At 46.7% G+C, this 14,527-nt stretch carries 10 protein-coding genes and 1 pseudogene; 2 read left to right on the top strand and 9 right to left on the bottom strand.

All coding sequences use genetic code 11. The features are described 5' to 3' along the window. Window positions 1–82: 82 nt before the first annotated feature. Both iscB and JGK36_RS00160 read right to left on the bottom strand, forming a co-directional pair. Window positions 83–1,363, bottom strand: a complete 1,281-nt coding sequence (iscB, locus tag JGK36_RS00155; RefSeq protein WP_293195763.1) for an RNA-guided endonuclease IscB — start codon at window positions 1,361–1,363, stop codon at window positions 83–85. Between the two features lie 239 nt (window positions 1,364–1,602). Next, window positions 1,603–1,764 (bottom strand): annotated as a pseudogene (locus JGK36_RS00160) (peroxiredoxin); the annotation flags it as partial. An 885-nt stretch (window positions 1,765–2,649) separates the two neighbouring features. On the opposite strand from JGK36_RS00160, the gene JGK36_RS00165 reads away from it, so the two are divergent. Next, entirely contained in the window at window positions 2,650–2,841 is a 192-nt protein-coding gene (locus JGK36_RS00165) for a hypothetical protein (protein ID WP_194066729.1), read from the top strand. 104 nt (window positions 2,842–2,945) lie between these two features. Here the strand turns inward: JGK36_RS00165 and argH are convergent, their stop codons facing one another. The 7 genes from argH to JGK36_RS00200 all read right to left on the bottom strand — a co-directional run bounded on the left by argH (window position 2,946) and on the right by JGK36_RS00200 (window position 11,202). Next, entirely contained in the window at window positions 2,946–4,331 is a 1,386-nt protein-coding gene (gene argH / locus JGK36_RS00170; RefSeq protein WP_293174966.1) for an argininosuccinate lyase, read from the bottom strand. 315 nt (window positions 4,332–4,646) lie between these two features. Continuing rightward, on the bottom strand, window positions 4,647–4,886 hold the full coding sequence (locus JGK36_RS00175) for a hypothetical protein (RefSeq protein WP_293174963.1): 240 nt from the start codon (window positions 4,884–4,886) through the stop codon (window positions 4,647–4,649). Further along, window positions 4,876–6,363: a PP2C family protein-serine/threonine phosphatase gene (locus JGK36_RS00180; RefSeq protein WP_293174960.1), complete on the bottom strand. Its 1,488-nt coding sequence runs from the start codon at window positions 6,361–6,363 to the stop codon at window positions 4,876–4,878. The genes JGK36_RS00175 and JGK36_RS00180 overlap by 11 nt, the downstream gene beginning before the upstream one ends. Before the next feature lie 614 nt (window positions 6,364–6,977). Further along, a complete protein-coding gene (gene ftsY, locus JGK36_RS00185) occupies window positions 6,978–8,681 on the bottom strand; it encodes a signal recognition particle-docking protein FtsY (protein ID WP_293195761.1) in 1,704 nt (567 codons plus the stop codon). A 230-nt stretch (window positions 8,682–8,911) separates the two neighbouring features. Then, window positions 8,912–9,544, bottom strand: coding sequence for a transcription antitermination factor NusB (nusB, locus tag JGK36_RS00190; protein WP_293174954.1), 633 nt, complete (start codon window positions 9,542–9,544; stop codon window positions 8,912–8,914). A gap of 508 nt (window positions 9,545–10,052) precedes the next feature. Then, entirely contained in the window at window positions 10,053–10,778 is a 726-nt protein-coding gene (locus tag JGK36_RS00195) for a DUF502 domain-containing protein (RefSeq protein ID WP_293155504.1), read from the bottom strand. A 265-nt stretch (window positions 10,779–11,043) separates the two neighbouring features. Beyond that, entirely contained in the window at window positions 11,044–11,202 is a 159-nt protein-coding gene (locus tag JGK36_RS00200) for a hypothetical protein (protein ID WP_293200741.1), read from the bottom strand. A gap of 297 nt (window positions 11,203–11,499) precedes the next feature. Here JGK36_RS00200 and JGK36_RS00205 point away from each other — a divergent pair, with 297 nt between their 5' ends. Next, window positions 11,500–14,298: an NHL repeat-containing protein gene (locus JGK36_RS00205; RefSeq protein WP_293195757.1), complete on the top strand. Its 2,799-nt coding sequence runs from the start codon at window positions 11,500–11,502 to the stop codon at window positions 14,296–14,298. Window positions 14,299–14,527: the final 229 nt, after the last annotated feature.

The raw sequence follows: 14,527 nt of genomic DNA on the forward strand, positions 1-14,527 counted from the left end.
TGATCTATATTACCTGTTTATCTTGCACTTTTTTCTCCCTCGCGCCATCTAAACCTATGCCACGCAATATGTGATTGATTTTTCAGCAAGCCCTATGTACGAAAACTACATTGCTCATGGTTGAGAGACTTATTCTTGCGCCATCGATCAAAACCTCAAACCCTTTTGGAGTAGGTGTTTTAACTCTTGCCGTATAAGTTCCAGCTTGAGCTTTTTTCCGGTCTTTGCCGATAGTAAACCTGACTACATCACCTGCTGCAATGTGAGTAAAAACAGTTTTAGCGTTTTTCACTGCCGGAAATCCAGAAGCATTAACTCGAATGGATTGGCGGCTGCCATGACCTTTACAGGTAATCAATAGAGGTCGATCGGTGAGAACTCGAATGCTTGCCCCAGACTCGCCAACACAAGCAGCATCAAGGCTGTGAGTTTTTTCAAGACCTTGACGCACTCGGTTCATTTTCGTTCTTGCACCTGAGGAGCATTTCACGTTCTCGCAAATAGATTTAGCCATTTTCACTATTGCGTATCTGGTTGAATTGACCGCAGCCGCATCTTTTAACGGTTTTGTGGAATTCTCTAAAACTTGATTCAAAATGTCAGGTGATTTTGCCAAGAAATCGCGAACGTCCAAGTTACCTTTTTTGACATTACAGACATGACAAGCTAGAGTTAGATTTCCAATGCGGCTACTCCCCCCTTTCGACTTAGATTGAATATGCTCAACTTCTAGCGGTACGTTTTCTGTGCCACAGTAATCGCATTTTCTACCCCACTTTTGCAACAAGTATTCACGCACTTCGTATCCTTGTAATTCACCTTGTTGGTATTCAACTCCATCTATTTCTGGATTAGCTAACTTTTGCGTATCAAACCGAACTTGTTCAATTTCGATCCAGGCAATTGGACAATACCGCATAAAGCGTTTAATCCAAGTTTCAACTGTTAGCACTCTGTGTCGAATTGATGGAGCTAACCAACCCTCTGGCTTGGCACGATTCAATCGTTTCTTGCGATAGCGTAAATTGCGCGAACGTCTTCCACGTCTAAACCATGCCCGTTTAACTAAATCGAATTTGATTGCTTCTCCTCGGTGATTTAGTTCTGCTCGAAACAAGATATCATTACCACATTGAATGGCAAACCCTGTCCACTGACTACCTGGGTCAATCTTGAGGATGTATTCCTTTGTTTGGGGATTTTCGATAGTTTGTTGCTGGATTACGACATAAGGGAATCTGCGAAAACTGGCAAGCTTCCCACGATTTTGTAATTCTCGGCACCTGCCGGGGTTAATCATATCTAACGGTTGCTTGTCTCCGTTGATTTGAAATACCCAGTTCTGTTGTTTGGCTGGTTGCATTTCTGCTTCGCCTTTCGGGTGATGTTTGCTTTGAAAATGCTCCTGAGACTTGTCACTGGCAATAGTGTTTCACCTTCAAAAACTAGGCAATGTTCTATTTGCCAAACCGCTTAGAACTAGCGAATTCTATTGGGGTTTTGACCTCAGGTAGCGTAGATCTCAAGGATCTTATTCTGGCGTAGCAGGGTTTTTATCCCTGGGGTAAACTGGAAACTCCGATTTACTCCATTTCTTTGCTACTCGCGAAAGGCACAAGCTTCTTTGGTACAGCCGGGGGTGTTATCCCGAGGATAAAAATAAAGTACAACTCGTCGGCCTCGAAAATCTGCGAGGCCCACAAGTTGGCCGGCAGCGTCGGGCAGGCTGAAAACAGGGGCTACATCACCAGGATTTAGTGTCATTTGTGGTATTTTTGAACCTCCCCAGCGCTGAAGCAACGGGGATTCCTGCCCACCTAGAAAAGGCGACAGCGGGACATTCAAGTGTCCCTCTAGACCCTCAAGATCAACTATCCGAAGATGTTGCGATTGGGCTTACTTTTAGTATGTTTTGCTTGCTTGAGTCCATCACTTTTGCCAGTTAGGTACACTCCTCAATCTGCCTTTATTTGCCCTTTAAGTATTCTGGATCTCGCGCCAGATATCTCGGTTGCCGGGATTTCTCCGTACTAGATTGATTCAACGTGTAGATGGTGATTCTTAATCGCTTCTACTATTTTATCACGGTGGCCGGGGCCGCGCACTCGTTTCTAGGCGGCGGTCGCCGCTACAGGCCGGGGCCCCATATCTGAAGCTAGGGGCCCCGGCCCCGCTTCTCGGTCAAGAGTTTTTAGAATATTTTCGCAAGTAAAAAATGTTGCGTCCCGATCGCGCGCTGATGAAGAGCGACTCAAGAGACTCTCAGTCGAGGGACTGTTCTTGTCGATCGGTAATAGTGCCGGGTGTGATATAATCGTCATCGGTCTAAAATTGAGTATAACTAGACAACGTAAAAACTCGCACTCAATTAGTTGAGTTCGCAGTCACACCGATCGGTGTTGCGGTTTAGGAAAGCTAAATTTGAACAAAACCTAACTACATTAAAGAGAATCGATCGAGTACGGTAGGGTATACCGGAATTCACGCTTGGGGAGAAGACACCTCTAAAGCCGCTGGAGCAATCCTGTCGGAAACAAGTGACTTCACCCAAGCCAGAATCTCAGTCACAAGCAAGTGCTGAGAGTTTTAACCTGAAGAATCCCCTCGCCGAAAGCTTGGGGAATGTCAATGTTTATTAGTGAGGTCAGAATGGCTAAGCGCCGCAATCTCAAGAAAGAGAAGGCACAACGAAATCAAGCATACGCTCGCAAGTTTCGCAAGCGGAGAAATCAAGATATGTTCTCCAACAAGAGAAGGCGATTTGACGGCGGCAACGGCGGCGGGATGGGCGCCATGAGCGGCGGCGGACGGGACAAAGATATGGCTGCTGCTGAAGAGTAATATAGTCAGGCTATCTGCCCAACTTAGAACCGAGAGTGCAAAACACGATCGTTCTAAGGAGAGATAGCCATTCTGAATTTGCCTAAGAATTCAACGAGGATAGTTTAGGCGATCCGATCGCGCGCAGCAATCAGTGATTTTCTCACTTGTTCAAATCCGGTGCCACCGTAACTATTGCGAGCAGCGACCACTTGAGTCGGTGCGATCGCGCTATAAATGTCTGTATCAAAAGCTGGGTGCAAGTCTTTCCACTCCTCAAGTGTCAAATCTTTGAGGAGTTTGCCCCCCGACAGACAAGTTTTCACAACTTTGCCCACAAGGTTGTAAGATTCCCGGAAGGGAACGCCCTTAGCAGCCAAATAATCTGCTACGTCTGTAGCGTTAGAAAAGTCTTCTGTAACGGCACTGGCAAGGCGATTGGTGTTAAACGCGATTCCTTCCCGCAGCAAAATCGTCATTGCTTCCAAGCAACCTTGTACAGTTTTGACGGTATCAAACAAAGCTTCTTTATCTTCTTGCAAATCTTTGTTGTAGGCCAAAGGCAATCCCTTCACTACTACAAGCAAGGCTTGCAAATGACCGAAAACCCGCCCCGCCTTGCCCCGCACCAACTCCGGCACGTCGGGATTTTTTTTCTGGGGCATGATGCTAGAGCCCGTAGCGCAGCTATCTTTGAGCGTAATAAATCCAAATTCGTGAGAAGACCACAAAATCATTTCTTCTGACAAGCGGCTCAGGTGTACCATAATTAAGCTGGCGGCTGCGAGAAATTCGATCGCAAAATCTCGATCGCTCACTCCATCTAAACTATTAGCATAAACCTGGTCAAACTCCAAGAGTTCTGCGCTATAGTGTCGGTCGATCGGGAAAGTCGTCCCCGCCAGCGCGCCGCAACCCAAAGGCGAAATATTCACCCGCTTCAAGACATCGCCAAGGCGTTCCCAATCGCGATCGGACATTTCAAAATAAGCTAACAAGTAATGAGCCAAACTGATTGGCTGAGCGCGCTGTAAGTGCGTGTAACCGGGGATTAAAGTTTCGACGTTGAGTTCTGCAATTTCGAGCAAAACCCCTTGAAATTCCCGCAATTGCTCGCGAATTTCTGCGATGCGATCGCGCAAATACAAACGAGTATCGGTGCCGGCTTGGTCATTGCGCGATCGGGCCGTGTGCAGCTTTTTGCCCGCATCCCCGACGATATCCGTCAGGCGCTTTTCTACAGCAAAGTGAACGTCTTCTGCATCAACTCCCGGCACAAAAAGACCTTGGCGGTATTCGCGGCGGATTTGTTCCAAACCATTGACTAGCTGTTCGCCTTCTGATGCGGAAATAATCCCAGTTTTGGCGAGCATCTTAGCATGAGCGATAGAACCGGTCAAGTCATACTCAATCAGTTCTATATCGAAGCCAATACTAGCATTGAATCGGGCGATCGCTGGGTGCAGCGCCGACTCAAATCTTTGACTCCAAGTTTTCGGTTGTGTGGTCATTGCTGAATGTAAAACTAAATTATATCTCTCTTGCAGAACTCTCTAAAAACTGTTTCGTAGTAAGGACTTTAGTCCTTCGGTTCGCACTCAGGATTTGAGTCCTCCGGTTCGCAGTAAATAAGGCAAGTCCTTCGTCCCAAATTCGGCAAGAAAGGACTAAGGTAATTACTACAAACTTTGTATACCTGTATTGACACTAAAAAACTGAATTCTAGACTACAAAATTATTAAAATTATGCTGCTGCATCAGAAAGGACTGAAGTCCTGACGGCGAACCTTTGAAATCCCTTCCTGACGACCTCTTAGAGAATAACTCTAAGGAATAATCCCTTTAATGAACCAGCCAATGAAAATACCTATAAAAAAAGCTCCTATCTGACCAGTCGAAACAAAATTGTTCCAAGCTTTCTGGAAATTAGTAAAAATCTCGTAGCTTTGACCCAATATCACAGGCGAACTCAAATGAGATTTCACAACTAACAAATGAACGGCGTCATGCCAATGAATCGAGCTGGTAAATCCAGTAATAATTTCCGGCATTAAATTAACTATCATGGTGATTTTCTCCTGTGGTCGGTGTTACCCTAAGTACAACCAGTGTCATGTCATCTTCATTGCGGTTGCCGATGCCGATAAACTGGTGAACGCGATCGAACAAATAATCCAGAATTTCCTCAGACTGCTGATAATTTTGACAAGCCCACTGAAAAGCCGCGGTCAAGTTATCCTCATCAAAGCGATCGCCCCTTTGATTAGCAGCATCAGTAAATCCGTCTGTGTAATAAATAATAGTATCACCAGGCTGCAATTGCACGTGGGCTTCTTGGTAGTGCGAATCAGCATCCAGGCCAATCAACATTCCCTCCAAAGTATCGAGCCGAACAATCGAATTAGTTGCAGCTTGCCACAGCAAAGGCGGGTGGTGAGCAGCATTACTGTAAGACAGAATGCGAGTTTTCGGATCGTACTCCGAATAAAACAGAGTCACAAAACGGTGAGAATTCTCCAAATCCGCGTGCATTACCCGGTTTAAATGTTGCAAAATTCTCGCAGGCGAATGGCGGTTCAAAACCTCCGCCCGCAGCATACCCCGCGTCATCGTCATCAACAGGCCAGCCGGTACCCCTTTGCCCATCACATCGCCAATGACGATGCTCCAGCGACCCTTGTCGATTTTGGACTTGAGATTTTTAATCAGGGATGGGGGGTGTTCCCCCTCATTTTCCTTGCCGATCGGGTCATAGTCAGCGGGAATAAAATCATAATAATCACCGCCGACTCTGCTAGCAGTTTGGCAGCGCGCGGCCACATCAAGACCGGGAATTGTGGGACAACTGCGGGGTTGCAGCCGCAATTGAATTTCCGCCCCAATTTCTAACTCTCTGTCCAGGCGTTCTTTTTCGGCCAACTTCACCGTCAGTTCGTCTTTGCAGATTGCCACGGCGGTTTGATCCGCCACCAACCGAACTAATTTCTGTCGGCCCGGAGTCCAAACATATTGTGGGTCACTGCTAAAAACAAACAGCCGTCCGCGTTCCAAATTCTTGACTAAAATTGGCGCCCCAAACAAATGAACATCCGGGCCCAAATAACGGCCGACTTGCAAGTCAAGACTAGAAGTTTGCCCAGAGGTTTGAGAAAAAGATTCACCAGCCGCGCCCGCACCTGCTGTAGCTTGCCTGGTGGCTATTTCCAGCGCTTTCCGCATATCTTGGCACTGCCGTCCTTCCTGACAGTGCAACTGCTGGAACCGAACTTGACCGTTGGGTTTGAAGAGCACCAGAGCTCCCCCGTCGGCGTCGGTAACGCGAGTTGCCACCAGAGGCACCAACTCCAAAAATTGGTTGAGATTGTTAAAACTACGCAGGGCAAATCCCAGCGAGCCCAACATATCTTGAACGTTGTGCTGGTATCGGTGCAAGCGCGCCACCAGTTCTTTGAGGGCAAATACTGGCGTCGCGTCGGTGGAATTGCGACCCGTAGGGCGGTCAGCAGGTTGAGGTGAGGGGCGAGGCAAGGGCACAGCAGTCATTTTAGATTGGTGATTTTCGATCTTAAAAGGAGATTGATTGAGTGAGGAATTACGCACCACACGAACAGAAATCCGGTTGTTTTTGGAGCAAGTAGTTTGGGCAGTAGGTCATTGGTGTGAATTTAAGCCTGAAATCCTCAAGAAATCTCGTTTATAGCTGAGTCTAAATCCCCCTTAATAAGGGAGACTTTGAGCCCTTCTGAAACTACTTAATCAAGGTATGTAGTTGGGATGCGAGCCCTCTTTAGGCGTATAGATAAAGAGGGCTCGCATCCCAACTACGTACCTAATTTATCTGATGACAATAAAACCACACTGCTTTTTAAGGGGGCGCCAGGCCGATCGGCGGGCCTAAGCCTCAGAGAGTAAAACGTTACTACCTGAGACCTTAAGTTGACACCAATTGATGGCGCTTCGTCGATCGCAAGCAAGCAATAACAGAAGGTTTTAAGGTATTGTTTCTAGATATTTAGTTTTCCACAGACCGTCAGGTGGCGATCGGCACAAGTCCTGCGATGGTAGTTTGAGGTTAATAATTTGAGATTTTGAATATCTGTGTCCGCCTCCAAAAATCGGGACGGCTAGAGATACCTCATCAATCTAAAATCTAAAATCTAAAATCTAAAATCGAGTAGGGCTTCGACAAATTCGTAACTAGAAAACGGGCGCAAATCTTCGATGCTTTCCCCCACTCCAATAAACCGGATTGGCAGACCTAGCTGCTGCACTACTGCTAGGGCAACACCACCTTTAGCAGAACCGTCAAGTTTTGTCAATACTACTCCGCTTAATTTTGCCGATTCTGCGAAAACTTCTGCCTGTCGCAAACCATTTTGACCTAGGGTGGCATCCAAGACCAGTAGAGATTCTACGGTAGCGCCTGGGGCTTTTTTGTCTACAATGCGACGGATTTTACTTAATTCGTCCATCAGATTTTTTTTGTTTTGCAGGCGGCCTGCGGTGTCTACGATCAACAATTCTGTGCCTCGGGCGCTGGCGGCGGCGATCGCATCAAACACGACAGCAGCCGGATCGGTATTTTTCCCTGGATTGGCAATAATTTCCACGCCGCTGCGGGAACCCCAAACTTTGACTTGTTCGACGGCGGCGGCGCGGAAAGTGTCGGCAGCGGCAATCAGGGTTTTGTAGCCGGATTTTTGGGCGATGTGGGCTAGTTTGCCGATCGTCGTAGTTTTGCCCGCACCGTTGACTCCTACAATTAACCAGATGTTGAAGGTGTCTTTTTCTGGGGCAAATGTCAGGCTGTAGGCGGGATTGCCGGCGGCGGTTTCGGCTGTCGGAGCGTCGAGAATGTCGCGCAGGATGCTTTTGAGAAAGGCTAGAGCCTGTTCTGGCGGCAAGACTTCTTGTTTGAGTCTTTCTTGGAGGCGGTTGATAATGATGTCGGTGGCGGCGACTCCGACATCGGCTTGTAGGAGCAAAGTCTCAATTTCAGCTACGGCGTCTTGATTGAGCGGGCCTTGACCGACGATCGCCTTTAGTCGATTAATTAAGCTGCGGCGAGTTCTTTCCAAACCTTTCCGCAGTTTTTGCAGCCAACTGATTTCCTCGACGGATACTTGATCTGGCCGGCGCCCTTGACTGGCTAGGATTTCAGATGACCAGAGGAAGCCTTCGTCAAAGGCAAAACCGGGAATTTCTTCGATTATTGCGGCTCTTTCGGCGGCCGCTGCGATGACTTCTGGTTCCTCAAGGGCGGTTTCCTTGAGGCGTTCGATGCGATCCATGCGATCGGCCCCAGCTCGGGCCCAAAACGGCAGGGCTTCGGCTGTAGAGTCCTCAGATGCGATCGATTCTGTGTCTGCAAGCTCAGTTGCAGGTTGGGCAATTGCTATATTTTCTGCTGTAACTTCTAATTTTTGAGTAACAGGTTGAGGCGCGATCGACTCGGATGATGGTGGCAGAGGTTCGGGAATCTCTACTGGGATGGCTGCATCTGGTTCTTGACCATCGGTACTTTCATTCTGCGGTGGTGGTGCAATTTCTGAAACTTCTGCAACAGTTGGTGCGGCTTCTGCAACTTCTACAAATTCTGTTTCGGCTGCTGGAACTTCCGCCGATGCTGTCTGGGCAACTTCTGTTTCAGGTTTTTGCTGTTTTTGAATATTTTTGTAAGCAGCTTTGGCCCAATTGAGATAATCCTCAGCTACAGCGGGGGAAGTTTCCTCAACTGCTGCATCTGTTTGAGGCTCAACCGATGCGGATTTTGCCGCCTCATCTTGGGGCTGTTCGGGGGGAGTTTCTGGTTCAGAAGATCCGCTTTCGCTGTACTGGCGACGAAACCAATTAAATACCATAGAAGTAAATGGGGAATAGAGAATAGTTATTAGTCATTTAGCCATCAGTCCTTAGTGTAGAGCGGATTGCGGATTGCGGATTGCCGATCGCGAATGACCAATAACCAATGACCAATGACCAATGACCAATGACCAATGACCAATGACCAATGACCAATGACCAATGACCAATGACCAATGACCAATGACTACTGACCAATGACTACTGACTACTGACCAATGACTACTGACTACTGACTTACAACTTCTGCATTGATTTTATCGACGACTCGGCGGAGGACTCCGTTGATGAACCGATGTCCTTCGTCGCCGCTGTAGCGTTTTGCCAGTTGGACGGCTTCGTTGACGCTGACTTGTTCGGGTAAGCCGAGATAGAGGATTTCGGCGATCGCGATTCTCATGATATCTCGATCGATCCTGGGCAGGCGATCGATTTGCCAGTCTACCAGGGCTTCCGAGAGCAATTCATCAATTTGAACGCGGTTGGCGCTGACTTTGGTCAGGATTTGCAAAGCATAGGTGCGGACATCTTGCTGGTTGGCAAGCTGAAGCAGTTCTGGAAACTCCATCGATGAACCGAGACGGTTGATGGCGGTTTGGGTGAGTTCGAGTGCTTCGCGCACCATCGCTCTAGCACTTTGTATATCAGCGGCGCGGATTTCGCTAGCCAGGAGTTTGTCGCTACCCCGCTGTACTTCCGAAGCTGCTGCTTCTAGGGATTCTTGAACTTCTGTCGTCAGAGTGCGGATGGCTGCGAGGAGAACATCTTGCAGTTTCTTGGCTTCTAAGAGTTCTGGATTAGTCGGCAGTTGGCTGATGCCGAGGAGTGCGAGTTCGCGTGAGGTTTCGCGTGCTTTTTTCATATTTTTTAGATAGAAATTGGGAGTTTAGGAATTTCAGAATTGTTGAGATTGCTAAGCGCTGGTTCAGAGCATAGACTTGGACTTTAGCAGAAAAACTCCCAAAAAAACCTGCCCTCAGTAACGATTGTTTCTGGGCAGGTTTTAGATACCTAGGATCAATTATTATTGGGAAAATTTACTGGCTAGAAACCCGGTTTCTTAGGAGCGTCCCACGGAGGCTGCCCACCCGTTATGGATGAAAGAAACTCTTTCTCCCCCTCTCCCCCCTCTCCCCCTCTCCCCATCGAGTTTCTTAGGAGATACTTCGCTTTGAAACCCAAGATGTATCAGAGAAACCCGGTTTCTGAGTGTAGGCTTTCTGCGCTTCCAGTTGGTTCAATATACGTGAGTTGCAAAAATAATTCGGACGGGCTAGAAGCCCATCCCACAATTTTTTTGTTTTGTGGGATGGGCTTCTAGCCCGTCCGAAAATTTGATTAAAAGATTAAAAGGACTTTTACAGCCTTGTCTAATCTTCTTCGACTGGTACAGGCTGGTATCTTGATTCGGATAGCAAGGGTTCGAGTGTTTTGCCGGGGGGGTTGTCGGCGGTGACCGCAACTGAGTTGCTGGGGTTGACGATGCCGCCGGAGATCACCACTTTAAAGGCATCTTCGATCGACATTGACAAATTAACGACATCTGCTTCCGGGACTATAGCGTACCATCCGGTGGTGGGGTTGGGAGTGGTGGGGATGAAAATGCCGATCGGGCTTTCGCCGGACAAATGAGACGGAATGTCGTTACTCTCGATCGTACCGGTCACAAATGCCAAAGTCCAGATTCCCCGCCGGGGATACTCTACCAACACCACCCGGCGAAATTTATCATTAGATTTGAGGATAGTTCCCAGCAGTTGTTTCAAGGTTTTGTAAACCGAACCCGCTAGGGGAATTGCCTGTAACAGGCGTTCGCCAAAGTCTAGCAGCCACTTCCCGAAGATGTTGCGGGCCATCAAACCAATGACTAAAATGCTCAGCAGGGGTACAGCCAGCCCTACTAAGAGATTTAGCAGGTTGACCAAAATCGGGTGGAGTCCGTCAAAAGGATTAATCTGCTTGGGAATTTTGGTAAGAAAATTGATTACCCAACTGGCGACGGTAATTGTCAGCCAGATGGTGGTAGCTAAAGGTATCACTACCAGCAGACCTGCGATCAGGTCATTTTTTAAGTCTTGTTTGATGCGTTGGAGCACGGCGGTTCAAATCTCCTCGTAACTGGTTGCAATCACCTGATAAACCTGAGAATAAAGCAACTGCACGGGCTTTACTGGAATTGACCATTTTGGATCGTCTTCTCTGCTGCCAAACCCTACGCTTGCCGAGCGCGGAAGAGTTAGGGATCGGCGGTGCTGTATCTATATTTTAAAGAATTATTGCAGGCAAAGCGCCTGATTTTAATATATGCGGGCTGTGCAACAGCTCACCCTATTGTATATTTTAAGACATTTTAGCTCGGAATCAACCAATCAGATCGCTGTGTTGAGGTGGCCGGAGTCGGGGTGTTTCCTGTAGAGGGCTTTTGGGCTGCTTCCACAATTGATAAATTTTTAGCATGGGGCGGGCTAGAACAATGCCAGTGGCGATCGTACCGCGATCGCGCCCACTCCCATCGGACAATCTATTTTTTGAGAACTTGACAGAACTGCGATCGAGAAAGGTGAGAGACTTTAGATTAAATGTTTCTCAAATGCCAGCTACTTCTTAAACTATTTGACTCCCCTAAAAAATGGATGCCGTGCCACGTAGACTCCTGATTGGAAGGTCAAAAAAATTACACCAAAGTTCATAATCCCAAATTCAATTCTGCGAGTAAATCTCCAATCTCAAATCTCAAACTGGTTGACTATTCTTTGAAAAACCGTAAAATATAGTCAAATTTATCTGCGATCGCGGGAATCTCGCCAATAATAGCTTATGTTGAATACAGCCGGACTGTTTGAAGCAAAACCTCTTCAGGGAAATATTGCGGGTGTTTCAGCAGAAATACCAGACTTATTTGGCAGTAAGTTCGTTAGCGAAGCCCTCGTAGAGGATCGCCTAAATCGATTGACCCAAATTGCGATCGGGGATACGAATGTTTTATTTGATACCAGCTATGGTTTGACTCAAACATCCGATTTGGTTGCCGGTGCGACTGGTAGTGCGATCCTCTACGAGGGCTTCGCTAACGACCTTTTTGACCAAATCACCGACTTCCGGCTCCCGCACTCACCAGACGACAATCTTAAAGTCGATCGCAGTCTAACATCCCAGACCGATATCTCCACTCCACTTCAGAGAGACGAACTTACAGGCATGGATTTTGCTATCGGTGATACTGGTATAGTTCCAGAGCGATCGCAATCCCGAACTGCTGCGCTATTACCTTCAGAAAAATGGGCTTTCAATTTCCCAGATTATACCATCGACCACCAAGGTTTAAACACCCTCAATATCAAAATTGGTTACGGCTTAAAACCCGGAATTACCAAAAATGAATATCCCGATTTTGTGCCAATCTACAAAAGTATTGATAGCTTCCTAGTTAACTACCCCAACGAAACGGACACCTGGGAAAATATCAACAAAAATCTCAGTCAAAAAGTGCTAGACGAAAATCCGGCACTGACCGATGTTACCATCCAAATCGAAGTTTTGCCAACGAACAGATTGCCCTACGAACGAGCAACTACAGTTTTCCGCAGTCGTGCCGGTCAACCAAAAGAAAATGGCAACTTTTCCTTGAAAAACTACGCAATTAATCACCAAGGATTGAACAAGCTCAATCTCGATGTTGATTACCAGTACAAACCGGGGATTCCCCCAAACGAATATCCCGATTCCCTGTCAATTCTCAAGAGCATTGATAACTTTTTAAGCAAGTATCCCAATGAGACAGATTTCTGGGAAATTGTCAACAAAAAATTAACTCAAAATATCCTCAACGAAAATTCTAGCTTGGCAGCAATTAAGATCGACTTGAACGTTTTGCCAAGCCAAACATTACCCTATAACCGCACCAGCAAAGTTACTCGCACTCAACCAAGCAATCCTCAAGGAACTTTCCTAGTTGGCAATACCAGAGGCAATAATGTACTGCGGTTTGACGGCAGTACGGGCAATCTTCTAAGCGAATTTATCCCAGCGGGCAGCGGCGGTTTGTCTAGTCCAGATACAATTCTTTTTGGCCCAGATGGCAACGGCGACGGTAAGCCGGACATTTACATTGCCAGCGGTGACAAGCCAGGGAATTCCGGACAGCCGACAGCATCTGCCGTATTGCGATATGACGGAGTTAGTGGCAGATTTATTGATAAGTTTGTCGGCGACAATCCGAACACTACTGCTGATGAAACTGGCGGATTATCTCGTCCTTACGGTTTAGCTTTTGGTGCCGACGGTAATTTTTATGTCAGCAGTTTTTTGACCGATCAAATTCTTAGATACAACGGCAAAACAGGACAATTTATAGATGTATTTGCAACGGGCAAACAGCAAGCGGGAGGATTGAATGGGCCGAACAATTTACTGTTTGCTCCTGACGGCAATTTGTACGTGACAACGCAGGGGAGTGTTGCTCGTGATGGCAAAGCTGATTTTAGTGCAGGTTTCGCCAGCCAGGTGCTGCTTTACAACCCGCAAACTGGGCAGTCAAGTATCTTTGCTTCCCCCGATCCTTCGCCTCGGAGTCAGGGATTTGTGAGTCTTTTGGGCATGGCAATCGGGCCCGCTGACGGCGACCTTTACGTGAGCGATTTTGCTAACGATATCAGGCGCTACAATTTAAAAAGTGGGAATTTGGTCAAGGTTTTATCTACCAATTATACTGATACTTCCCCCAGTAGCAATTATGTAGGTGGTTTGGCATTTTCGCCGATCGGCAATTTGTTTGCAGTTGGCTTTGACAACCGCGCCAATGCTAACAATGTTGGTGCAGTTTTGCGGTACAATGGCAAAACTGGGGAACCGCTGCCAATATCGAGCAATCCTTTGTCGAGTAACAGTTCTATTTTTGTCCCTCCCGACAGCAAGTTACAGCGTCCGATAGGAATTGCTTTCTTTCCTTCCGATGGTAAGCTGACCGAGAAGTGGAATTTTACAGCGGCAAATTACCCAATTAACCATCAAGGGTTAAACAACCTAAATTTTGCTGTAAATTATCAGTACAAAGAGGGCATTCAAAATTATCAGTATCCCGATTATGTGCCGATTTACAAGAGCGTTGATGATTTTTTAGTTAACTATCCTAACGAAACTGATTTTTGGGAAATTGTTAACAAAAATTTGACGGAAAAAGTGCTTGCCGAAAATCCAGCAATTTCTTCGGTGACTGTTGATTTGAATGTTTTGCCGACGAACCAATTGCCTTACGATCGCAGCAGTACCGTTAGTCGCACTACAAATGGTAAATTAGGGGAAGCCTGGGATTTCAAGATTCCTAATTATTCGATCGCTCACCAGGGTTTGAATAACCTGAACATTGATGTCAAGTATCAGTACAAGCCAGGAATTACGCAGGCTGAATATCCCGACTTTGTGCCGATTTACAAAAGCATAGACAATTTTTTGGTTGATTATCCAAATGAAACGGATTTCTGGGAGATTTTGAATAAGAATTTGACCGAAAAGCTGCTAGCACAAAATCCGGCTTTGGATTCGCTGGAAATTAGTATCGAGGTTTTGCCGACCAACAAATTGCCTTACGAACGAGCTAGTATTGTGTCGCTGGCTTAGCCTCTAATTCAATACGGTTAACTTAACGATTTTTGACGAATTTCACTTCGCGATTTTCTAGGCAATACAGGCATTATTTGCCAGTCGGATTGTTCTTAAGTTAAGCGTATTGGCTTCAAATTGTTTTTTTTGTGGACAATTATTGACAGGGAATACATTCCTTGCTAAGGTGATATGTAATTCAGTAGGTTGCGTAGAAACCGAGTTTTTGTGCATCCAAAACGAACGC

The organism is Microcoleus sp. PH2017_35_SFW_U_B, from assembly GCF_020737865.1.
Classification (GTDB): Bacteria; Cyanobacteriota; Cyanobacteriia; order Cyanobacteriales; family Microcoleaceae; genus Microcoleus.

Excerpts from the sequence above, each read along its gene's own strand:
- iscB (WP_293195763.1), bottom strand. The coding sequence starts at position 1,363 with ATGCAACCAGCCAAACAACAGAACTGGGTATTTCAAATCAACGGAGAC.
- JGK36_RS00165 (WP_194066729.1), top strand. The coding sequence starts at position 2,650 with ATGGCTAAGCGCCGCAATCTCAAGAAAGAGAAGGCACAACGAAATCAA.
- argH (WP_293174966.1), bottom strand. The coding sequence starts at position 4,331 with ATGACCACACAACCGAAAACTTGGAGTCAAAGATTTGAGTCGGCGCTG.
- JGK36_RS00175 (WP_293174963.1), bottom strand. The coding sequence starts at position 4,886 with ATGATAGTTAATTTAATGCCGGAAATTATTACTGGATTTACCAGCTCG.
- JGK36_RS00180 (WP_293174960.1), bottom strand. The coding sequence starts at position 6,363 with ATGACTGCTGTGCCCTTGCCTCGCCCCTCACCTCAACCTGCTGACCGC.
- ftsY (WP_293195761.1), bottom strand. The coding sequence starts at position 8,681 with ATGGTATTTAATTGGTTTCGTCGCCAGTACAGCGAAAGCGGATCTTCT.
- nusB (WP_293174954.1), bottom strand. The coding sequence starts at position 9,544 with ATGAAAAAAGCACGCGAAACCTCACGCGAACTCGCACTCCTCGGCATC.
- JGK36_RS00205 (WP_293195757.1), top strand. The coding sequence starts at position 11,500 with ATGTTGAATACAGCCGGACTGTTTGAAGCAAAACCTCTTCAGGGAAAT.